Raw genomic sequence first — 23,097 nt, 5'->3', positions numbered from 1 at the left:
GGTTAAGGTTCGTAACCGGTTGGGAGAGGCTCCCACTTTGCCATTGGCTGTCTGTTGCCAACGTAACCAGCCAGCCACGAGAGCTACCCAACCTCGTCTTTGGGTTGCGCCACGCCCAATCAATATCCGCACCAAATGGAAACAAACGAAAGAGCGGCTGCTTCTAGAAAAGCCGACGAATCGATTTGGGCCAGTGTAGGCTTATAATCCATTAAGCCGGTATATTAGCTTGCTTATATGCCTACCAGTAGCCCACCGTGTCGTTTTTTGTCTCTAAACGTACCCATACCGTTTCGTTGGTTGAGTTGGCTATTTGCTGTTTTAGGCGTTTGGCTGGGCTTAACGGTGGCCCGGGCGCAGTCGTCGGTGGGCTACCCGCCGCTGACCGTTCTTAACGTAGATCGTGGCTTGCCCCAGGCCTTTGTTTCCAGCGTCGTTGACGATGATGATGGCTTTATCTGGATAAGCACCCTGGGCGGGCTGGCCCGCTACGACGGTCGGCAGATCCTTCCCCTCTATCACCAGGCGACTAACCCGGCTTCGCCGCTCAACAGCACCATCACTAGTCTGTCAAAAGGCAAGACCAACGAACTCTGGCTGATTTATGAAAGCGGGGAGGGAAGCCGGATAAACACGCAGGTGGGCCGGATGAACACGCAGACGGGCCAGAGTACCTATTTCCCCCAGTTGGTGCGGGCGCTTCATGGGTTGCCGCCCGCCCGGAAGATCCACATAGACCGCCGGGGCGACGTGTGGGGCGTGTTGCTCAACCACGGCATTTTTCACTACAATGTTCGGTCGGCGCAATTTACCCACATGAGCCGCGCCGCCGGGGGGCGTGTCGGGTCGGGCCGGTACCGGGCGGGGTTGGTTAGCGATACCGTCAACGTGCTCACCGAAGACCCGCAGGGGCGTATCTGGGCCATTACCCCCGCCGGTCTTACGTCGATCGCCGCCGACGAGGGGCCGTTGCGCTCGGTTCGGTTCCGAAGCCCGTTGATGCCGTTACAGGCGCTGGCGCTCGTTGGGGCCGGTATGCAGGCCTACGTTCGTCCCGACGGCACGATACTGCTCAACACCCGGACGGCGCTGTTATTCATCGATCCAACCGGGAACAGCGTTCGATCGGTGCCGTTTCCGTCGCCACCAATGGCGGATGAATCCATGCTGTACCGGCATACCGATGGCACGCTGTACATCATCGTCGGCGGCCGGCTGTACCGCTACACGGAGGAGAAAGGGTTCACGCCCATCTGGCAGTACGTAGCACCGATCGAAACCAAACTCAACGATTTCCTGCCCACCAGCCTGAGCATCGATCGGTCGGGCGTACTCTGGCTCGGCGCCAATACGAAGGGGCTGTTTCGGATTGATCTGGCTGCCCCGCCGCTGTATGCGTATCGCTACCAAACCATGTTTTGTACCGACGTGGTTCGTTCGGCGCTTGGGCTCTCGCTGAGTGAGTTGTTTCACTGGCCCTTCGAGAGCCTCAAAATGCCCTCATCCTACATCTTTCGCCATACCTACGACCGGCAGGGGCGGATCTGGATGGGGATTGATAACGAGGTGGGGTATTACGATGTCGCGGCCCGCCGGTTTACCCGGCTCGCGCCGCTTCAGGCCGCCCGATCTGGCTACACCGATGGCTTTTTGAAGGGCATCGCCGTTGATTCGGCTGGCACGGCGTGGGTCGTGTCGAACGCGGGTACGCCCATGCAGTACGACCAGACGACGCGCCGCTGGACGCAGCCTTTCGGCAAGCTGGCGATGCAAGCCAACGAGGTGGTAGCCGACGCCAGCGCCTTGTGGGTCACGACCGTCAGCAACGGGCTGGTTCGGTTCGATAAGACCACTCGTCGCCACTGGTCGGTCCGGTTTCGGGCGCATACCGCCGACCGGCAGGAAGACCAGTTGATGGACATCCACCAGGACCGACGCCACCCCGACTGGTTGTGGATCGGCAGCTATCAGGGGCTGTTGTGGTTCAACAAACGAACGGGCGGGTTTCGGCGCTTCACCACCGCGCAGGGTCTGCCTAACAACACCATATACGCCATCCTGTCTGACTCGAACGGGTATCTGTGGCTGACCACCAATCGGGGGCTGTGCCGGTTTCATACCACGACGCACGAGGTGGTCACCTTCGGGCGGTCGGATGGCCTGCCGGGCGAAGAATTTAACCGGTTTCACCGGCTGACCCTGCCTGATGGGCGGCTGGCGTTTGGCGGGGTCGACGGCTGGGTGCTGTTTCAGCCGGACGCCATTCGGCCCGATACGACGAAGCCCGTGGTGGCGCTGACCGGCCTGACGATCAACAACGAACCCGTAGACTTGAGGGGCCAGCCGACAACCGACGCCCCGCTGATGACGACGCTGGCCGATTTGCCACTGACGCACGAACAGAACTACCTGACCGTCGGGTTTGCCGCCCTGCGGTATCATCAGCCCGACCGGGTGACCTACCGGTACCAATTAGCCGGGTATGACGACCGGTGGACCGTGAGCCGCCAGCCAACAGCCAGTTACACCAAACTGCCGCCGGGGCAGTACACCCTGCGTATCAATGCCGCCAACGGGCTCGGGCAGTGGAGTGGGCAGGTGCGGGAACTGGCGATCACGATAGCGCCCCCGATCTGGGCGAGTGGGTGGGCCTACGGCTTCTACGTTGCCGGTACGTTGGCACTGCTACTGGGGCTGGTGCGGTTCCGGATCCGTCGGGCGCAGGAACAACAGACCATTGCGCTACGGGAGCAGCAGGCCAATGACCTACGGCAACTCGACAAGGCGAAGAGCCGGTTCTTTGCCAACGTGTCGCATGAATTGCGGACGCCCCTCAGCCTGATACTGGGGCCGCTGGACAGCGTGCTGGCCAACGGGCAACTGACCCGCCGCGACGACCAACTGGTACAGCTGGCCCGTCGCCATGCGCGGCAACTGCTGGTGCTGGTGAGCGACCTGCTGGACCTGACCAAGCTGGAAGCAGGCAAACTGGCGCTGTACCCGCAACCCGTTCCGCTGAAGGCCCTGCTGAGCACCCAGATCGCTGGCTTTGAGACCTACGCCCAGCAAAAGGAAATTACGCTGACGGGCGACCTGCCCATACCAGCCCAACTCACCCTGGACCTGGACGAACGGAAAGTGAGTCAGGTACTGACCAACCTGCTGACCAACGCCCTTAAGTTTACGGCCGCTGGTGGTACCGTGCGGGTGCTGGCTCAGTATGAAAACGGCCAACTGCGGGTGGCCGTGTCGGACACGGGCCGGGGTATCAGCCCCAACGACCTGCCCCACGTGTTCGACCCGTATTTTCAGTCGCAGGCGGCCGACGCCCCCACCGAAGGCGGAACGGGCATTGGGCTGGCGCTGTGCCAGGAACTGGTGCAGTTGATGAACGGCAGCCTGTGGGTTGATAGTGAATGGGGGAAAGGAAGCACATTTACGCTGCTTATCCCCGCCGCCGAACGCGGGCCCATTCAGCCGACCGAGACCGACCAACATCACGACGCCACGTCACTAAGGGACCAACTCCCGGACAGTTGGCCGACCGAGGTACCAGAATCAGCGGGTCAGCCCACCGACACCGTGCTGGTTGTCGAAGACCACCCCGATCTGCGAACGTACCTGACCACGGTCCTCTCGGCATCGCTGACGGTGAAAACGGCGACCAACGGCCAGGAAGCGCTGACGACACTGGGGGCGATGGACACGCTACCGGCCCTGCTCATTTCCGATATCATGATGCCGACGATGGATGGCTTTCAACTGTTGGAAGCCCTGAAAAGCCACCCTCAGTATCGCCAGATTCCCGTGATTATGCTCACGGCCCGCGCTGAGCTGGCCGACAAACTGCGGGCGCTGCGGCTGGGCGTCGACGACTACCTGCTGAAGCCGTTTGAGCAGGCTGAACTCACGGCGCGTGTCACAACCCTGCTGCACAATCAGCGCGAGCGAGCGGCCGCCTTCGCTTTGGCCGCTGGTGAGGGGGAAGCGACCATAGCGCAGGAGGCCCCCGCCGCCGGGCCACTCTACACGCCGGACGAACTGAAATGGCTCCAGCAACTGGAGGAGCGAACGAAGGCCCGGTTGAGTGATTTTGAGTTGACCACCGACGAACTGGCCGCGGAACTGGCGATGAGCCGGTCTACTTTTTACCGGATGTGCAAACGCCTCACGGGCCTGACGCCCGCCCAGTACCTGGCCGAGGCCCGGTTCCGGCAGGCCCGGCTGCTGCTCGAAACGCGTCAGGTGTCGACCGTCAAGCAGGTCGCGCATCAGGTGGGCCTCCGGCAGGTGAACCACTTTGCCCAGCTCTATAACCAGCGGTTCGGCCGCGCCCCCATCGATTACCTGTAACGTTACCGGCCAAATAGTCAGCGATGGTTAGCGACTGCCTCGGAGGAACCCTGTAGGGCCGAAAAAGGCTCAAACGGACCTTTTTGGCACGCTCGTGCTGTCTTTTGACACGCTCATGGAGATGATGTTGGCTTATTTCGGGCAGTCCGCTGCTACTGCTCGCCCAGGTAAGAATTGGTTGGGCGGGGGCATTGACCGGACCACTTTCGCAACCGTTACCTACGCATGAAATTCATTTTTACGTGTGCCGCCAGCGCGCTGTTGCTGTTGACTATGGCCACGTCGACCGCGTCCGCGCAGCAGAAACAGCTCGACAGCCTCAGGCGCGTACTGACCCTGCCCATAGCGGATACCACCCGGATTCACACCCTCTACGATATCGCCAACGCCTTTTACAAACTGGGACAGACCGACTCCACCGGGCGTTACCTGAGCCACCTGTTGCAGCGTAGCCGACAGCTTAACTACCAGCCCGGTCTGGGCGACTACAACCGGTTGCAGGGCGCTCTGCATATGCACCGGGGGCTCTACCGGGAGGCGCTCGTCTATTATCAGGCGGCCATAACGAACTACAACAAAGCCGCCATGCCCAAAGCCACCGCGCAGGTATACAACAACATGGGCTGGCTCTACAAAATGATGGGCGACAGCCAGCACGTGCTTAGCCTCACCAAACAAGGGCTGGGCTACGTTCAACAAGCCATCGCCATCAACCAGCGGTTTCGCCCCTCGACCCCACTGGTCGATAACTACATCAACGCGGGTATTCTCTACGAAGACCTAGGGCAGCCCGAACTCGGGCGGAGCTACTTTCTCAAAGCCATCGCCATCAACGATCAGGTGGGGGCTCCGCCGGCCGACTACCGCGTGCTCTTCAACAACCTCGGCAAGAATTACCACGTAACGGGGCAATACCGACTGGCGATTGGCTACCTGCAACAGGCGTTGGCGATCAACCTGTCGATGAAGAAGCTGAGCAGCCTGGCGCACAACTACCGGAATCTGGCGAGTGCCTACCGGGGGCTGAAACAACCCGATTCGGCCGTTTACTTTGCCGAAAAAGCGCTGGCTGCCGTGCGGTCGGCCAAAGAGTCGCCCCTGACCAGCTCGGTATACGGCGAACTGGCGCTGTCGCATGCCGCCGCGGGGCACTACCAGAAAGCCTACGAAGCGGTGGCCAAGCACAAGCAGGTGGAAGACTCGCTGATGACCCTCGACAAGACGCGGCTGATTGCGCAGCTACAGGGCCAGTATGAAAGCCAGCAGGCCAACACCATGGCGACGATCAAAGCCAATCTGGAACTGGCCAAAACGCGGGAAATCGCCCTGGTCGAAGCGCAAAAGGCCCGCGCGATTGCCCTCATTCAGGCGGAAAAGACCCGCCGCATTGCGCAGATCGAAGCCACGGCGGAAGTGGAAAAGACCAGAGCCGTGGCCGATATCCAGACGAAGTACGAAACCCAGAAGAAGAGCCATCGGATTGCCCAGCTCGATCAGCACAACCAGCAACGGGCGCAGCAGATCAAGTACATGACGGCCGGGCTGGGTGTGTTACTGGTGCTGGTGAGTGGGCTGATCGTTCAGTATTCGACCATCCGCCAGACCAACCGCCGCCTATCCGTTCAGAACGGCATCATCACCACCAACAGCCAGCAACTCATCAGCCAGGCCGATCAGCTGCGCGTGCTGATGAAGGAATTGCACCACCGCGTCAAGAATAACCTGGCAATCGTGTCGAGCCTGCTGAAACTGCAACTCAACCGGCTCGATGACGAAAAGGCGATTCAGGCGGTACGGGTGGGGCAGCAGCGCGTCGAAGCCATGTCGCTCATCCACCAGCGCCTGTACCAGACCGATCAGCTGACCACAGTGAACATGGCTGAATACCTCGATGATCTGGCCAATAGCCTGATTCGGGCCTACGGGTATCAGCGCGAAGCCTTCGACCTTCAGCTGAACGTCGATCTGCCCGAACTGGACGTGGATATGGCCATTCCGCTGGGGCTGATCGTGAACGAACTGGCGACCAACTCGTTCAAATACGCATACCAGACTAGTCGGCGGCCCTTGCTGCGCATAGAGCTTCAGCAACACCAGCAAAAAGGGCAGACGGGGATCACCCTGGAAGTGCAGGACAATGGACCCGGCATTGCCGACTGGCCTCAACTCAGCCGGCGCGACTCGTTTGGCAAACGGCTGATCATGTCGCTTAGTGAACAACTCGATGGCAAAGGGGAGTGGCTTCAGCAGAATGGCACCCTTTTCCGACTATCTATTCAACATACCCGGCTGGCAGCGGCCTAACAGTCACCAACACGACTGCAACCATCGACCGCCACCGTACTGATTTTGTATGACCATGAACGTACCTGAGCGAATGCATATCCTCATCGTTGAAGATGAACCCATTCTGGCCATGGACCTGTCGGATAGCCTGGAAGCCGAAGGCTATTGCGTGATTGGTGTCGCCAACAATGGCCGCAAAGCCCTCGAATTGTTCCAGAGCCAGCCGGTTGATCTGGTCATCTGTGATATCCGGATCAAAGGCGACTGGGATGGCATCGAGACTATCCGGCAGCTAACGGCCGAGCGACCCGTGCCCGTGGTGTATTTGACCGCCCTCAACGACCGGGATACGCTGGAACGGGCCAAGCAAACGTACCCGGCCGCGTTCCTGACCAAACCCTGCCAGTTGCCCAGCCTGCGAACGGCGGTGGAGCTGGCGATCCACAACGCGACCCTGCGCGCAACGCCCACACCCGCCGAACGCGACGGCGGCGGCCGCGAAGCCCTGCTGCAAATCAACAACTACTTCTACATCAAGCAGAATTACCAGTTCGTACGGTTCGACATGAACGATCTGCTCTACCTGGAAGCCGACAACACGCACACCAAGCTGGTGACGGCGACGCGCAAATACATTCTGCGCCTGACGTTGAGCAACATCCTGGAGCGGATCAGCCAGCCGTGGCTCGTCCGGATTCACCGGTCATACGCCATCAACATCAATTCGGTCGAGTCGTTCAACGACGTGGAAGTCAGCATTGGCCAGCAATTGCTGCCCCTGAGCCGGAGTTGTAAAGATGATTTCATGCGCCGCTTTTCGTATCGGTAAGCGCAGGCCGTTTCAGGGCGTGTACTTCTCGCACGAAAAAGGGTTAAGTTTTTGACAAAGAGTATGTTATGTTGCTGTTGGCCTGCCCTGCCGGGGTGGGCCAATTTTGTTGTTGCCTGTGCCTTCCGGCCAAGCTGTAGGTACGTTCGTTGCCGCTCCCAGACGGCCACCGATCCGGCGTTTTGACCTATCGGAAAACGGCCCATTTCCATTCCCTTCCAAATCCCGTCGGCTCACATACGCCTGACCGTCATTCACTGCTCTTCCCCGGCACGGCGCTGAAGAGCCGGATACTTTTGATCCGTCGATTCGCCAATCCCCGGTCAGTACGACACGCTGTTCCTGCCGGTTATGCCCGGCAACAGAGCAAACCGGGCAGCGGCGTCGCCGACAGCTTGACACGTACCTGATAACCCAATCAATCAACAATTCGTCATGGATAAACTCCTTCTAACCATGCTGGCTACGTTCTCGGCCGCCACCGCATTCGGGCAGAACAGCGTGACCATCGTCCAGTCGGGTGGGGCGGGCAACACCGCGTCGGTCTCGCAGTCGGGTGAGGGCAACAGCGTGAGCATCAGCCAACAGGGCAGCGCTGGGGCCAATGGCCGGAAGGCGGGCAACCGGGTGAGCCTGCACGTACCCAAGGGCACCGAAACGACCGTCAACCAGACCAACCCTGGCCCCAACGTCGTCGAGATTTCGCAGGAAGGGCAGGCAACGGCCACCATCAATCAGTCGTCGGCCACCAACGACAACACCATCAACGTCCTGCCCGGCGCGCCGCCAGACGGCGACAAGACCCCTTCGCCAAACCGGCGCAAACGGCGTCAATAAACCGCTTTTACCAATCGCATAATCAACGTTTCACCCAATCAACGCTTACTGTCAATCAAACCCATGAAAAAGCTATTTCTTACCGGCGCCAGCCTGATGGCCTTCGCCGCCGCCGGATTCGCCCAGACCAACACGGCCACTCTTACCCAGAACGGCTCACGCCAGACCGCTCAGCAACAGCAAACGGGTAGTTACCTGAAATCGACGATCAGTCAGAACCAGACCACCCAGACCAACGTCGGTAGCTTTGCCGCCACGCGGCAGGAGAGCACCGGCTCGGCGGGCAACGAAGCGATCGTTCGCCAGGATGTAGGGTCGCGGGGCAACCGGGGCTACGTCACGCAGGTGGAAGGAACGGGCAACCTCGGGCTCATTACCCAAAGTAATGGCAGCGGCGACGGGTCGCTTCAAGTTACGGAGGGTACCTCATCCGACGCTGTCCGGGGTGCGGGCGGTAACTGGGGGGGCATCTACCAGAATGGAACCGACAACAAGGACGTCTCGATCAACCAGAGCAACGACAGCCGTAAAAACTTTGGCGAGATCACCCAGTATTCCCGTTCGACTCGGCAAACACAGATCGAACAGGCGAATCTTTCGGTAAACAACGAAGCCCGTATCTTCCAGGGAAATCCGGATGTAGAAGCGTACCGAACAGCGGCTAACATTCAGCAGAGTGGTAATAGCCGAAACAACCTGGCGACCATCACCCAGACCGGCGAGGGAAGCGTTGGTACGGTTGAACAGAACAACAACTCCCGCGGCAACGAAGTCACAATCACGCAGATTGATGGCGCTACCTACGAAAATACCTTCGTGCGGCAGAGCAATGACTCACGTAATAACGAGGCCTCTGTCACGCAGACCGGGCGTGGCGATGTTGTGAACGTGTACCAGACGGACAACAGCGTGGGCAACAGCGCAACGATCGAGCAGACGGGTTTGGGAAGCGACGGAGCGTCTATCTATCAGCAATACAACGCAACAAGCAACGAGGCGACGATTCAGCAGAAAGGCTACTTCAACAACGGGGGTATCAACCAGTTCAACGTAGATGGTAGCCAGGCAACGATCCGGCAGGGTATGACTACGGATGGCGATAACAATACGGCTCAAATCAACCAGGGCGAGCAGGGTGGTGCCCAATCGCGCAACAATACGGCCCTGATCACGCAGGAGAACAGTGAAAACCAGGCCCGGTTGCTGCAGGTTGGGAACGGCAACTCGGCGACGCTGTCGCAGGTCGGCAACGGTAACCTGATCCAGTCGGTCGATGGCAGCGCGGGTAGCTTCGCGACGCAACGGGGTAACAACAACACGCTGATGATCACCCAGGATTCGGGTACCAGCGCCAGCGGGTTCGTACAGAACGTCGCCAATGTAAGCCAGCTGGGTTCGGGCAACTCGGCCTCGATCATGCAGACGGGCCGCAACTAATCGGCTTCGGTCAGCTAATTGAACAGCCGAATCGATGACTACGTACCCATAGCGACAAAGCGCCCGGCTGTGATGGCCGGGCGCTTTGTCGTTATAACGGGTTAAAACAACTCCCGCGCGATCTTCTGGACGTTATCACCCTTGCCCATCGTGTAGAAGTGCAGTACGGGCATATGTTTATCAATTAAAATTGTACGTAGAACGATGTTGATTAGTGTTTGGATTCTCGTATGCTGAGGATTTTAAACAGAATTATTGATAATTACATTTTTTATTGAGTTGTACTAAAGCAAACTTCTTGAATCAGCGGCCCTTTTACAAATTCATCACTACGAATTATAACTTCGCATAGAATGGTATTATAGCCTTTTCCAGAAAACGCTATAATTGAATCTCCAAAAACGGAAGTTTGGGAGTCTTTCTGGTCTATTCTGATAGCTGACGTCTGGTGACTCATTCGGTTTCTCTGAAAAATGAACTCGGATTCGTTCTCCTCAAAGTTGACAAACATGTCGGGCATTGGTGGGATTTGTAGACTAGGTGATTGGAATAGAGAATATTGAGATTTTGATTCTATCTTTTCTTCATACAACATTCTATGGTATTTGTAGCTGGAAATGATAGACAAGTCGTCTTTCTTTTTTATTCTAATCTCAGGGTTCAGATTGATTGATTTATGTGAATTATTGGTTATAGAAATATCAAGGTGTTTTAGCGAAAGCTTTTCTTTAAATTTTGATAAAGCCTTTGGCAAATCAAGGTTTGCCTCCTTAATGATTGGGGAAATAATTATATCGTTGCGCCTATCTATATAATTGATTATACTATTGTAGGAATCATCAAGCTCAGTTCTGCCCATCTTCTTTGTTGATGTTCCAACACGCACAAATCCATCACCATAGCTAATTATTTTATTGCCATTAGGGCCTATGATGTCTTTTTTTATTAGATAGGGTCTATTAGTATTATCAAATATTCTAAAATAGCATATAGTATAATCTTTGTGCTTTATAGTTCTATATTCGAAGTTAACTTTGGGTTCTATGTTATCAATTATAAGTTGCTGATATTGTGCATCATCTGTTGGATTTTGGATGCCAAATACTTCATTGTAATTGCCTAAGGTATTTTTAACCCCTACAATGATAAATTTGTCATCGTCAGAAAGGTGATTAGCAAAGGCAGATATATCTTTTATTAACTCATGCTTCTTGCCATCTCTACCTAAAAAGTACTCCTCCTTTTTAAATTCGAACCTAGAACTCTCAGATTCATATCTTATAATATGATCTATGCTGATACTCATAAAACTTATTATTAAAGGTGAGTCATGTATTACCTATGGAAAAATATCAAAAAAATATGACTATCAAATTATTGTATTTCACTTTGATGGAGTAGCCTGTAGAGGATGAGCTTTTGTAACTGCGCGAATAGAATCTAGATCTTACAGATACTGTATGCAAGAGTGAATGATACACTATCTGTAAGACTAGGTCATTAGAAAAGTAATTATTCTAAAACAACTCCCGCGCGATCTTCTGAACGTTATCACCCTTGCCCATCGTGTAGAAGTGCAGCACGGGCGCACCGTTGGCGATGAGTTCACGGCCCTGCTGAATGCTCCACTCGATACCGACCTGCCGGGCGTCGGCGTCGGTTTGGCAGGCCTCAATGGCCTTCTTCAAGTCATCAGGCATTTGCAGGTGAAACAGGCGCGGCAGCACTTCCAACTGTTTGCGGGTGCTGATGGGCTTGAGGCCGGGGATGATCGGGATGTGGATGTCGTGTTCGCGGCACCGCTTCACGAAATCGAAGTAACGGGCGTTGTCGAAAAACATCTGCGTCACGATGTAATCGGCCCCGCGGGCGATCTTCTGGCGTAGGTATTCGAAGTCGATGTCATGGTCAATGGCCTCGAAGTGTTTTTCGGGGTAGGCCGCCACGCCGATGCAGAAATCGGTGGGGGCCATGGGCTTGTCTTCCTCGTGCAGGTACGTGCCCTTGTTCATGTTGGCCACCTGCTCCACCAGTTCGCTGGCGTAGGCGTAGCCGTTTTCTTTTGCCTTAAACGTCTTGAAGGGTTTGGCCGGATCGCCCCGCAGCACGAGCACGTTGTCGATGCCGAGGTAATTCAGGTCGATGAGAAAATCCTCGGTTTCGTCGCGGTTGAACCCCCCGCAGAGCACGTGCGGCACCGGGTCGACATTGAAGCGGTGCATGATCGCCGAACAGATACCCACCGTGCCGGGCCGCCGCCGCGTCACGATCTTGCGGATGGTGCCGTCGGGCTGGGGCTGCTCGATGTATTCTTCACGGTGGTAGGTCACGTCGATAAACGGCGGCTTGAACTCCATCAGCGGCTCGATGTTGTCGAGCAGGTTCTTGAGCGTATCACCCTTGATGGGCGGAATGACTTCAATCGAAAAAATGGGTTTGCCGTTGGCCCGGCGAATGTGTTCGGTAATCTTGGTCATTGGTCTCTGTAAGTCCGGGGAGGGAGTTAGCGGCGCACCAGCTGGATGGCACAGCCGCCGCCTTTGGCCAGCCGCAGGGTGAGGTTGGTCTGGGCCGTTACCGTTTTCTTCTCAACAACGTAAGCAGCCGGATTAGTTGCCCAGTCGGCGTTATCAGCGTCGCGGTAAAGGATGGCTTTGTAGGTATGGTTGGGGTCCAGAAAATCGAGGAATAGCGGCAGCTCGTGGCTGTTTTCGTCGGAGATGGCTTATGCTTATGACGCAGCCGGTAGGTAAGCTTGCCGGTAGGGCCGACTGTACCTGAAGGGTCAGTTGGCGGTTGGGCGATTGAATCGAGGCGACGGGTTGCGCCAGTACCGGCAGCCGCAATAGATACAGCAGCAAAAGAAAGGGTAGTGATTTACGCATCGTGTGGGCAGGACCTTACTGAACGGCCGTCGGGTGGCTCGTCAGCGTCCAGCGCAAATATACCCCGCTGGCCAGTCCGTTGCTCCAGGGCGTTACGGTGACCTCGCGCCAGCGCGCCGCTGATGCCCCCGTGCGGTTCTGGTGTAGCTTGGGGATGCCCCAGCCCGCCAGCGAGCCAATGGCCGCCCCGGCCAGCAGATCGGTCGGGAAGTGCTGCCCGGCATGGTAGCGCAGGTAGGCCGTGCTGGACGCCAGTCCCAGGGAGCCGATCCAGACCCACGGTTTGGCCGCCGAGTTGGGGTGATAATGCCGGAACACCTCGGCCGCAAACACCGCCGTGGCAAAGGCGTTGGCCGCATGGCCCGAATAAAACGACCGCTGCGCATCTTTCTCCAGCTTGTCGCTCAGGGGCGCGACGGGGTTGTAGGCGTAGGGCCGGGTACGTTCCACCGCGTTTTTGACGGCGCTCTTCACCCCGTTGGTCAGCAGCATGGTCTCGGCGTACATCATACCCACGGTAAACAGGTCGCTGTCGGTAAACGATGCGTTGCGTCGGCTGGGCGAGTGGCTAGTGACAATGACGGCGCCCGTCAGGCCAATTCCGCCAATGAGCGTGGCGTCGCTCAGTTTATCGGCCCCCACCGAAAAGTTGGTGGTGGCGCTGCGGTCGAAGCTGGGTACGTTGGCGGGGTTGAGCTGACTAATCTGCGCGGGCGTGAGCGGGTCGAGGTTTTTGTTGAACGCATAGGCCGCGCCGTAGGAAACGACTCCCGCCCCCAGCAACACGGCCTCACGGCCGGTTTTGAGGGAATAGGGCGTCTGGGCAAAGAGGGTAAACGAGGTAAACGTAAAGAACGAGAGAAGCAGGTTTTTCATAACAAATAGCCAGTGGGTCAAGCCCTGGCGAAATTGGTGAGACGTAGTTAGACAGGGCTGACGACCTGCGTTACCGACACGCTGATTCGTTCGACGGTCGGTTCGTTGGCGAGCCAGACAATCCGGCCTTCGACCTGTGGGTACCCCATCTGATGGTAGAGTTCGATAAACGTTTCCAGGTGCGACTCCGACGGGCCAACGACGCTTTCGTACTGGATGAGCACAATGTGCCCATCGGGCCGGTGCACCACACGGTGGGGGGCGCCTTTGAGGGCCTCTTTAGCGAGGTTGCGCGTCAGGATGCTCCGGTCGGTGTCGATGCGGCGGTCATAGCCGAAGGCGTCGGTCAGGTCGGGGTGGGTCACAATGGCGGTAAGCCCGTCGCGCAGGTCGGGCAGCTCGGTGGCGCGAATGACCCCTTCGCGGATGAGCCGGGCCAGCGTTTTGTCGATGCAGCCGATGCCTTTGATGAGGCTCAGCGCTGCGCACAGCTTGCGGTCGCGCTCGCGGTGCTGTTCAAAGGTGCGCGTGTCGAACACCCGCTCGGCCAGGCGGCGCAGTTGCAGGTTCTGCGCCCGCGAGCCGCTGTTGACGGCTCGAAAGTCGATGCGGTCAGGCGCGGCCGAGTCGAGCGCGTGCTTCGACGGCCTCATGGTCGACACATCCTGACAGAGGATGTATTGCTGCCGCCCGTCTTCCCAGCAGCAACCGGCCTGTTGGGCTACGTCGCTGTCGCGCAGGAAGCTGTGGAGCCAGTAGGCCGCCGTAGCCTGCGCCCGCGCGTCGCTGAACTTCTTGCTTTCGGCAATAATATACAGCCGGTCGGTGGGGCGGGTAAAGGCCACGTAGAGCAGGTTCATGTTTTCGATGAACGCCCGGCTTTTTTCCTCGGCATACTGGGCCGCGACCTGTTGCGGGGCACCGTCCAGCTCTTTCTTCAGCGTCACCTGCGCGTTGGGCAGTTTGGCCGTGCCGCCATCGGGGAGCTGCACGTAGAGCGCCTCGGCGTCGATGCCGTCCAGATCGACCCAGATCGTGTCGCGGGCGCTGGGCTCCACCGTCCAGTCGGCAAAGGGCACGATCACGACGGGGTATTCCAGCCCCTTCGATTTGTGGATCGTCTGGATGGTAACGGCGTTACGGGTAAGGCCCTCGCTTACCGACACCTTGCCTTTGACGGCTTCCCAATGCAGCAGGAAATCGGCCAGGTGCCCGCTTTGCCGGCCGCAGAACGTCAGGATTTCGTCGAGAAACCGGAAGAGGAAGGGCTGGTCGTGGGTGCGGTCGAAGAGGCGGAAGCCGTGCGTCAGCTTTTCGGCCAGTTCATATACGCTAAGCTGCACGAGCATCCCGGCGTCAAGCGCGTAGCCTTCGCGGGCCAGGTAGTCGAACGTAGGCCAGTCTTCGGTGGTGTCGGCCACCTGACGCAGCTCTTCGGTCTGCTCGTCGTTGGGCACGCGGTTGTGCACCACGCTGTGGTAGAGGTAAAGCACCTCGTAATGCAGCGTTTTCTGGCCGGGTCGGCTCAGCATCGTCAGCAACGACACCAGAAAACGCACCGGCTCGGAAAACTGCAACGACAGCGAATCGGCCGAAACGAGCGGGATGTTGAGGCGGTTCAGTTCATTGGCGACGAGCTGCGCGTTTTTGCGGCTGCGGGTCAGCACGGCCATATCACCGTAGTCGTAGCCATCGGCGCGGGCCTGCCGGATGTGTGCCACCGTCTGCTTCACCACCTCGTCGGCCAGGCTGCGGCCCGCCTGCGAACCCAACCCGGCCAGTGCCGCGTCGTCGGCGCTGAGGAAGTTCAGTTGCAGGTGCGCGGTGTCGGCGGCGCGGGGCGACGGTTTTTGCTGAAAGGCCTTTAGTTCGTCGTACACCTCGTCGATGCGCCGGTTGTCGGCGGCGTAGCGGCGCGCCACGAAGTCGAAAAAGTCATTATTGAACTGCACGATGGGCCGCGCCGACCGCCAGTTGGTGTCGAGCAACTGGGGTTGAATGTGCCCGCCCAGCGTGTCGATGCGTTCGGCGGTCCAGGTGTCGGGGCCGTGAATGCGTTGCAGGTCGGTGAGTTGGTTGCGGTGCAGTGCCACAATCTGGTCCATATCGCCGCCCCGCCAGCGGTAAATGGCCTGCTTGCCATCGCCCACGGCCAGGTTGAAATAGTTGCTGCCCAGCGCGTTTTCGATCAGGGGCAGCAGGTTGGCAAACTGCAACTGCGAGGTGTCCTGAAATTCGTCGATCAGGATGTGGTTGTAGCGACTACCGAGCTTCTCGAATAGAAACGGCACCGGCTCGCTCTCGACAATCGCCTTGATGCGTTTGTTGAACTCCGAAATGTGCACCCGGTTGTCTTTGCGCAGCAGTTCCACAAACTCGGCCCGAATCTGCTGCAACAGGGCCATTTTCTGCAAATGCGGGTCGATGGCCCGGAACAGCGTCAGCAGCTTGCCGTTGGCGGTACGCTCCTGCTCGATCAGCGCAAAACAGGCGCAGAGCTCGTCGGCAATGCCTTCAATGATCGCCAACGTACCTGGCAGCGGCTTCTTGCCCATCCAGTTGCCCTCGTCGATGGCGGCGCGGTGGTAAGAGTTCGGTTCCTTGTCGGTGTCACCCTCCGCCACGGCCTTGAAAAACGCCCCGATCCCTTTCGACTTCTGAGCGAAATCATCGACGCCCAGCCCCGCGCGGGTGATGGCCGTCCAGGCCTGTTGGCCAGCGTCCTGAATGCGTTTTTTGACGTCGGCCCCAAACTGAAGCAGTTGCTGCCGGATGGTGCGCAGCTGAGCGGGCGTGAGCTCGGCAATGCGGCCGATGGCTTCGTAGTGCTGATCAGACGTGAGCACGTTGCCGAAGTCGCGCAGGGCGTCGGCGATCATGTTCCAGCTTTTACCGTCGCGGGCCGTTTCGGCGTAGATCTGGTGCAGGATGGCCGAAATGTCGTCCATTTCGTCGGTGCCAACGCGTTCGATGAGGTTATCGACGGCCACTTCCAGCACCAGGTCGGTTTCCATTTCCACCTCAAACGAATAGGGAAGACCCAGTTCGTCGGTGAAGGCCATCACGAGGCGCTGCGTGAACGCATCGATGGTGGTAACCGAGAAGTCGGAATAGCGGTGCAGAATGGCCTGAAAGAGCCGTTTGGCCCGCCGCTGCACCTCTATCACCTGCGCTACCGTCAGCTGAGCCGTGTCAGGTACGTTCGCCAGTTCGGTCGTCAGGACCAGCAAAAACTGGGCGTCTTTCCGGGCCTGAATCGCCGCGATGTCGCCCGCTTCGGTCAGGTCAATCTGCGTGATCTGGGCCAGTTCGCGCAGAATCCGGTCTTTCATCTCGTTGGCCGCCGCGTTGGTAAACGTGATGGCCAGGATGTGCCGGAAATACGTGCCTCGGTATGTTGTATCCGCCAACGGCTGCCCTTCCCCCAACGCGAGTTTGAGGTATTCTTTGGTCAGGGTATACGTTTTGCCCGACCCGGCCGATGCGCTGTAGATTTTGAACAAGAGAACACGGGTTGTGAATGAGGAATGATGCGCCGTGACTGATGAACTATGAATTATGAAATGGTACTCACTAGCCAGCTATCTATTTCATAAGCCATAATCGTCATTTACAACACATCATTCTTACAGATTAAACCGGATGCCCAACCCTGTGCTGACGTTGAGAAACAGGGGGGCAGGGATGACTTCGGCATACACACCGACTTCGGCGAAGATCGAATAGGGCTTGTTGGGAACGAAATATTCGATACCCGCCACGCCCGAGCCTCCCAGCGAGATGGTGCTTTCGTATTCGTTGATGGCGGCGAGCCGATCGGGGTAGTAACGGCGGCTGTTGATCTGCCCACCGAAGCCATAATAGGCTCGGAGTGCTTCGCTGCTAAACAGCCGGTCGTGCCACAGGTAGTGTCCCTGAATGCTCAGTCCGATGCTTTTGTAGCGCCCCGACCGGTAATCGCGGGTCGTGCCATACAACCCGCCATAGGTGCCGATATTCAGGTCGAACGCATGGTTTTCACCGAAATACTTGCGGACGTTTACACCAGCCGGTTCGCCCAGCCGGAAGCCAAAGGCAAAGTTGTTGTATTGGGCAGACGCCGTCTGGGCAACGGCCAGCAATGCCACGAAAAAAGAGAAGGAAAGGAGAGTACGGCGCATAAAAACGGAGTTCTGGGTCAGGCTCGCCGAATTGGCAGGGCGCTTTCTAAACGTCAGCATCCGGCCAATTCGGCGAGCCTGCCTTAAAAAAATCAGTTCAGGACAGCAATAGTTTGTAAAACGTCGAGTAAACGGGCGTTTTCGGCCGGTGAGCCAACCGTGATCCGCAGACAGCCTTCGCAACGCGTCACCGACGAGCGATTGCGGACGATGACTTTCTGCTCGATCAACTGCTCAAAAACGGCGTCGGCATCGTCGAAGCGCACCAGCAGGAAGTTGGCATCCGACGGGAAGATGTGCTGCACGTTGGGCAACGTACCCAGTTGATCGGCGAGTTGGGCGCGCTCAATCAGCGTGTCGGCCACCATCTGCTCTTTTTCGGCCACATGGTCGAGGGCGTCGAGGGCGAGCGCCTGCGTCGGGGCCGAGATATTGTAGGGCGGTTTGATCACGTTCAACACGCCGATCAGCTCGGGCGAGGCAAAGCACATGCCGAGGCGCAACGCCGCCAGCCCCCACGCTTTCGAGAAGGTTTGCAGCACCACCAGGTTGGGGTACGTACCCAACTGCGCCGTCCACGACGTGTAGCCGGGGCCAGCAAAATCAATGTACGCCTCGTCGACCACCACCAGGGCGGTTTTGGCGGCGTCGAGCACCTGCCGGATGGCGGCGGGGTCGATCAGGTTACCGGTGGGGTTGTTGGGCGAGCAGATCCAGACCACCTTCGTCTGCGCATCGATGGCGGCCAGTACGGCGGGCAGGTCAAGCTGGTAATCAGGCGTGAGCGACACTTTCCGCACGGCCACGTCATTGAGCCGCGCCGATACCTCATACATGCCGTAGGTGGGTGGCAGCAGCACAATGTTGTCGATACCGGGGCGGCAGGTGGCGCGAATGAGCAGGTCGATGGGTTCGTCGGAGCCATTGCCCAGGAAAACCTGGTTTGGCTGCACGCCCTTCAGCGGGGCCAGTTTCGCCTTGATTGCCGTCTGATGCGGGTCGGGATACCGGTTGTACTGGCCCGACGAAGTGGCCGAGCCGAGCGCGTTTTCGTTGGCATCCAGAAAAACGCCTTCCGTTCCCGTGTATTCGTCGCGGGCCGAGGAGTAGGGCGTCAGCGTGGCAATATGGGGCCGAAGCACCGATGATAAGAACGTCGTCATTGGGTATTGGGGGTCATTTGGCTTCGCGTCATTGGTGGTCATTGGTGGTCATTCATTGTCATTGATCGTTTTTTACAATGAATGACCACCAATGACCACCAATGACGCGAAGCCTCCACAAAGATACGGTACGGAAAACTCTTTCTTTTCTGTGTAAGTTGCTCTGGAAGCGATAAGGTTCCGACATGCTCACACACCTCACACCCGAAGGCAACCCGTCGATGGTCGACGTAGGCGCCAAATTAGTTACCAAACGAACGGCCAAAGCGCGCAGCATCGTCACACTGGGTGAGTCGATTCTGAGCCATCTGGACGCCAGCCTGAACGGGGGCGATATTCAGACGCGCAAAGGCCCCGTGTTCCAGACGGCCCGCATTGCCGGTACGATGGCCGCCAAGCGCACCGACGACCTTATCCCGCTCTGCCACTCGCTGGGCCTCGACGGCTGTACGTTCGACATCCGCACCGACGGCAGCGACGTTATCATTGAATGCACCGTGTCGACGGAAGGCAAAACGGGCGTCGAGATGGAGGCGCTGGTGGGGGCGTCAGTGGCGGCCCTGACGGTCTATGACATGTGTAAAGCCCTGTCGCACGACATCGTCATTCGTGAAACCCGGCTCATCGAAAAGACGGGCGGCAAACGTGATTTCCGGTATGACGGCTGAGGTACCACTCTACGGACTGGTGCTGATGGGTGGGCAAAGTACCCGGATGGGCCGCGATAAATCGGGGATCATCTACCACGGCCAACCTCAGCGTGACCACCTTACCGACCTGCTCAGCCCGTTCTGTGAATCGGTCTACTGGTCGGTTAATCAGACCCAGTTCGACGCCCTAACGTACCCCCGGATGCTGCTGGATACGTACCCACAGGCGGGCCCGCTCGGTGGCCTGCTGACGGCCATGACCGCGTACCCAGCCGCCGCCTGGCTCATGGTTCCCTGCGACCTGCCCCGGCTCGACAGCCACACGCTGGGTACGTTGCTGGCCGGCCGAAACCGGCTGTCTGTAGCGACAGCCTTCTGGGACAGCCATCATAGTGGCCCCGAACCGCTCGTAAGTGTGTGGGAACCTGCCGCCGGTACGTTACTGCAAACGGCCTTTTTGGGCGGTGAGCGCAGCCCGCGCCGCTTTCTCCAGGTCAACGGAGTTACGCTGTTGACCAGCCCCAACGCTTCTGTTTTCCTCAACATAAACAGCTCGTTGTGATTCCGGTACGTACCAGAAAGGGATGGTAGCTATGGTTTCGGTCGTGTTGTGCTTTGGGTCGAAAACGCCGACCCGAAGCGTATTTCGTCCGGTTTGAAGATTGCCCGGAATCAGTACCGTTTGCAGGCCGTGTTGTTCCTGACTGCCCAACTTTGTGAAAACCAAGCCGGTGTTGGCACAGAGCGAATCATTGACACGGAAGCACACAAGTGCATTGATCTGCTGGTTACTCCAATTGGCGTATTGTTGCCTACGCACTCCTCTCGATAGCGTATCGGACCAGTTGGGCTCAGTAGCAAGTCGGGTTAGCAGGGTGTCTAGGGCCTTGGGATAAGCCACAGATACGATCAGATACGGTTCCCGCACTACCTTGGCCTGAATGGCGGCGGCATCGACGTACTCTCCGTCGGGGCGGAGGTTATCGTAGGCGTTAGCATCAGCATAGAGGCTATCAACGCGGGCCGAGAACAGATGTCGGTCGTTAAGATACTGAGATCGTTTCTCAATCGCTTTTAAGTCGGCCGTATACTCGGTGAAGAAAATCACGAAGAAGATGCCCATGAAGATAGCCATGCCGCGCATCCGCTCGCCCGGCTGCTGATTGCTGGAAATGGTGTTTGCCAAAAAAGACATCGGTACGTAAAAACCCAGGTACATGACCTTCCCCAGCCCGGACATTTTCTTGGAAGCCTGGTAGCCAAAGGACGATTCCTTTATCTTTTTGACCGACAGCAACGCGATAACCGTGTAGAGGGCTATAACCAACAATACACCGATAAGCTTGATGCCCAGCCACACCGGAGGCGGTACGTTGGGCTGCACGTAAAGCAGCAGAAACAGCATAAATAAAAAAAACACCATCGTCATGGCCATGATGAACACCATGAAAAAGGCATTGGCAAAGACGATGTTACACTTCTTGTCGAGCTTCAGGATGTAGCGGTCGAGTGGGCCGAGTTGCCTGGACAGCTCCCTTCTGGCCTGTTCCGACATGAAGGGTAAATTATCGTAGCGGATGCCTGCCGGATACACGGCCTGCAGGCCAACCATACCCACCCAAAACGCTCGCATGATGAAGTTGACCAGAAAGGCCCCGAACAGTACGTAGCACATCACTTTCAACAAACTGTAGGCCATCGTGGGAAGCATGGCTAACAGCCCCTCGGCATGGGTCTGGTAGTTATACAGAATGAAGCCGTAGGCCGAGGCGATAAGGTCAGGCAGGAGCAGGATAGCATACATCGCCACGCCCGAAATGGCCAGTTCGAGGTTCCAGCTTTGGGCGGTTAGTTCACGGAGTTTGGCTTGCTCGTCGGATGTAAGCGTGGTGTCGGTGGGTACGTCAGTATCAGGTTGGGGTACGCTGGTCTCTTGCATCGGCTACGTTCGGGACTAGACGGCCTCGATGGGCCGTTGCCGTAAAATACGCGATAACAAGCCGGGAACGAAACGTTTCAGGTAAATACCCAGTAATTCCTTCCCGCCGATGTTGGCCTCTTCCCGGCCAGTAGCGACGGCGCGCAGGATGCGGCGGGCGCAGTCGTCGGCGGGCATGCCTTCCGCCTGGGCTTTGTTGAACCGGCCATACGCCTTGCCGCTGGCGTCGAGGGCCGAGGCCGAAATGGGGGTACGGATGTAGCCGGGGCAGATCATCGTGACGCGCAGCCCCTCATTGGCCACTTCGGCGCGGAGGGAATCGAAAAAGCCGTGCAGCGCGTGTTTAGACGCACAATAGCCCGACCGCTGCTTAACGCCGATCTTGCCCGAAACGCTGCTGGTAACCACGAACTGACCTCTTTTTTGCGCCAGAAAGTGGGGCAGAACGGCCTTCGCCAGCGCCACGACGCCAAAGAAATTGACCGCCATCAGCCGGTGGTACACGCTCAGATCGGTCTCGCTCACGAAACTGCGCTGGCTGATCCCCGCATTCAAAAACAGCACATCGATACGGCCAAACCGCCGTAGGACGGCCTGCGTGTGCGATGGCATAGACGCTTCGTCGGTTATGTCGAGCGGAAGCACGAGTACGTCGGCAGGGGCAAGGCCGGTTGCCGACGCCACGCGCTGTAGCTCATCAGCCCGCCGGGCCGACAGTACCAGCCGTGCCCCTTGCCGGGCCAGTTCGAGCGCGAGTGCTTCGCCAATACCCGATGAGGCGCCGGTAATCCAGACAACTTTTTGGTGAAAAAAAGACTCAGGCATATTTTGCGGATATAAGTCCAGTGAGCAACTATATTTTTCTATATTTGTTCCTGCTATTCTGCAATCAACACGAATTCAATGAAACGCCTGCTGAGTTTGAGCTTACTGGCCCTGCTGCTTTACCACACGCTGGCAACGGTGTGGGTGGCGGTTGGCGTGTGGTGGCACGATCAGCGCGACCTGTCTAAACACCTGACCGTCTACTCGTCGGTGGATAGCATGGTCGAGTTTCAGGTGGTCCTGGGCAACACAAACCCCGCCTCCGGGCAGGCGCAGCAACTGACGGCGCAGACGTTGGAAGATGGCTTTGCCTATCACGACAAATTCTACGACGTTATCAGCGTTGAGTTGCACGGCGACACCCTCCGTATTGCCGGCATGGAAGACAAAGCCGCCCGGTTCTGGCAGCAGGATTTGCTTTCGTTCGTCAAGAAAACCATCAGCCAACCGACCGACGAGTCGAGTCGGAAAGCCGGTCAATGGCTCAAGCTCCTGTTGAAGGAGTACCATCTGGCAACCCCCTTTACGTTATCGCCCTCCCTGGTAAGCTGGCTTGTCAGCTTACGCATTCCCGACACGTCCGTACAACTGGTTACGCGCGCGCTGTCGGTGGTGGCTCCCCCGCCACGTGGTTGACTGAATCCCGGTGTCTGACGGCTGTCAGACACACACGATTTCATTCACCAACCTTTACGCCAGGAAAGGCGTTTCCGCTTCTTTTTTCGACGATCTGGGTACGTTGTGCGCTTGCCTACGCCGCTTTGTTGACCGCTATTGGCGAGTCTGCGGCTAGTGTTATGCGCTTGATTATCTACGCTTTACAGTGTCTGTTGCTCCGTTTGGCACGTGGCGACTCT

General features: G+C 57.7%; 16 protein-coding genes and 1 pseudogene. 8 read left to right on the top strand and 9 right to left on the bottom strand.

The window, feature by feature from the left end:
* Positions 1-300: 300 nt before the first annotated feature.
* From FAES_RS18840 to FAES_RS18820, 5 genes are all read left to right on the top strand, one after another.
* Positions 301-4,353 (top strand): hybrid sensor histidine kinase/response regulator transcription factor, encoded by a 4,053-nt coding sequence (locus tag FAES_RS18840; RefSeq protein WP_041258111.1) that lies wholly within the window; start codon positions 301-303, stop codon positions 4,351-4,353.
* A 225-nt stretch (positions 4,354-4,578) separates the two neighbouring features.
* The gene (locus FAES_RS18835; RefSeq protein ID WP_015332815.1) at positions 4,579-6,657 is read left to right on the top strand and encodes a tetratricopeptide repeat-containing sensor histidine kinase; all 2,079 of its coding nucleotides are present in this window, start codon (positions 4,579-4,581) and stop codon (positions 6,655-6,657) included.
* Between the two features lie 49 nt (positions 6,658-6,706).
* Positions 6,707-7,468 carry a response regulator gene (locus FAES_RS18830; protein WP_015332814.1) on the top strand — a complete coding sequence of 254 codons (762 nt, stop codon included), beginning with the start codon at positions 6,707-6,709 and terminating at the stop codon, positions 7,466-7,468.
* 435 nt (positions 7,469-7,903) lie between these two features.
* On the top strand, positions 7,904-8,305 hold the full coding sequence (locus FAES_RS18825; protein WP_015332812.1) for a curlin repeat-containing protein: 402 nt from the start codon (positions 7,904-7,906) through the stop codon (positions 8,303-8,305).
* Between the two features lie 63 nt (positions 8,306-8,368).
* Positions 8,369-9,742 (top strand): curlin associated repeat protein, encoded by a 1,374-nt coding sequence (locus FAES_RS18820; RefSeq protein ID WP_015332811.1) that lies wholly within the window; start codon positions 8,369-8,371, stop codon positions 9,740-9,742.
* A gap of 271 nt (positions 9,743-10,013) precedes the next feature.
* Here the strand turns inward: FAES_RS18820 and FAES_RS29155 are convergent, their stop codons facing one another.
* From FAES_RS29155 to hisC, 7 genes are all read right to left on the bottom strand, one after another.
* The gene (locus tag FAES_RS29155) at positions 10,014-11,048 is read right to left on the bottom strand and encodes an AlbA family DNA-binding domain-containing protein (RefSeq protein WP_015332810.1); all 1,035 of its coding nucleotides are present in this window, start codon (positions 11,046-11,048) and stop codon (positions 10,014-10,016) included.
* A 211-nt stretch (positions 11,049-11,259) separates the two neighbouring features.
* Positions 11,260-12,219, bottom strand: a complete 960-nt coding sequence (locus FAES_RS18810) for a methylenetetrahydrofolate reductase (RefSeq protein WP_015332809.1) — start codon at positions 12,217-12,219, stop codon at positions 11,260-11,262.
* A 26-nt stretch (positions 12,220-12,245) separates the two neighbouring features.
* Positions 12,246-12,464, bottom strand: a complete 219-nt coding sequence (locus FAES_RS29655) for a glycoside hydrolase family 97 C-terminal domain-containing protein (RefSeq protein WP_083891525.1) — start codon at positions 12,462-12,464, stop codon at positions 12,246-12,248.
* A gap of 178 nt (positions 12,465-12,642) precedes the next feature.
* Entirely contained in the window at positions 12,643-13,503 is an 861-nt protein-coding gene (locus FAES_RS18800; RefSeq protein WP_015332808.1) for a phosphatase PAP2 family protein, read from the bottom strand.
* 47 nt (positions 13,504-13,550) lie between these two features.
* Positions 13,551-17,006 carry a UvrD-helicase domain-containing protein gene (locus FAES_RS18795; RefSeq protein ID WP_015332807.1) on the bottom strand — a complete coding sequence of 1,152 codons (3,456 nt, stop codon included), beginning with the start codon at positions 17,004-17,006 and terminating at the stop codon, positions 13,551-13,553.
* A 123-nt stretch (positions 17,007-17,129) separates the two neighbouring features.
* Positions 17,130-17,663 (bottom strand): hypothetical protein, encoded by a 534-nt coding sequence (locus FAES_RS18790; protein ID WP_041259175.1) that lies wholly within the window; start codon positions 17,661-17,663, stop codon positions 17,130-17,132.
* A gap of 92 nt (positions 17,664-17,755) precedes the next feature.
* Positions 17,756-18,826, bottom strand: coding sequence for a histidinol-phosphate transaminase (hisC, locus tag FAES_RS18785; protein ID WP_041259174.1), 1,071 nt, complete (start codon positions 18,824-18,826; stop codon positions 17,756-17,758).
* Positions 18,827-19,011: 185 nt separating this feature from the next.
* On the opposite strand from hisC, the gene moaC reads away from it, so the two are divergent.
* Positions 19,012-19,494 carry a cyclic pyranopterin monophosphate synthase MoaC gene (gene moaC / locus FAES_RS18780; RefSeq protein WP_015332804.1) on the top strand — a complete coding sequence of 161 codons (483 nt, stop codon included), beginning with the start codon at positions 19,012-19,014 and terminating at the stop codon, positions 19,492-19,494.
* Positions 19,397-19,909, top strand: a pseudogene (locus tag FAES_RS29650) (NTP transferase domain-containing protein); the annotation flags it as partial. The gene moaC and the pseudogene FAES_RS29650, both read left to right, overlap by 98 nt.
* Before the next feature lie 6 nt (positions 19,910-19,915).
* On the opposite strand, the gene FAES_RS30650 reads toward FAES_RS29650, so the two are convergent.
* Entirely contained in the window at positions 19,916-21,415 is a 1,500-nt protein-coding gene (locus FAES_RS30650) for a hypothetical protein (RefSeq protein WP_015332803.1), read from the bottom strand.
* A gap of 15 nt (positions 21,416-21,430) precedes the next feature.
* On the bottom strand, positions 21,431-22,240 hold the full coding sequence (locus FAES_RS18770; RefSeq protein ID WP_015332802.1) for an SDR family oxidoreductase: 810 nt from the start codon (positions 22,238-22,240) through the stop codon (positions 21,431-21,433).
* Positions 22,241-22,318: 78 nt separating this feature from the next.
* On the opposite strand from FAES_RS18770, the gene FAES_RS18765 reads away from it, so the two are divergent.
* The gene (locus tag FAES_RS18765; RefSeq protein WP_015332801.1) at positions 22,319-22,876 is read left to right on the top strand and encodes a hypothetical protein; all 558 of its coding nucleotides are present in this window, start codon (positions 22,319-22,321) and stop codon (positions 22,874-22,876) included.
* Positions 22,877-23,097: the final 221 nt, after the last annotated feature.

The sequence above is a fragment of the Fibrella aestuarina BUZ 2 genome (assembly GCF_000331105.1).
GTDB lineage: Bacteria > Bacteroidota > Bacteroidia > Cytophagales > Spirosomataceae > Fibrella > Fibrella aestuarina.
This window is presented reverse-complemented; position numbering and strand designations above follow the sequence as displayed.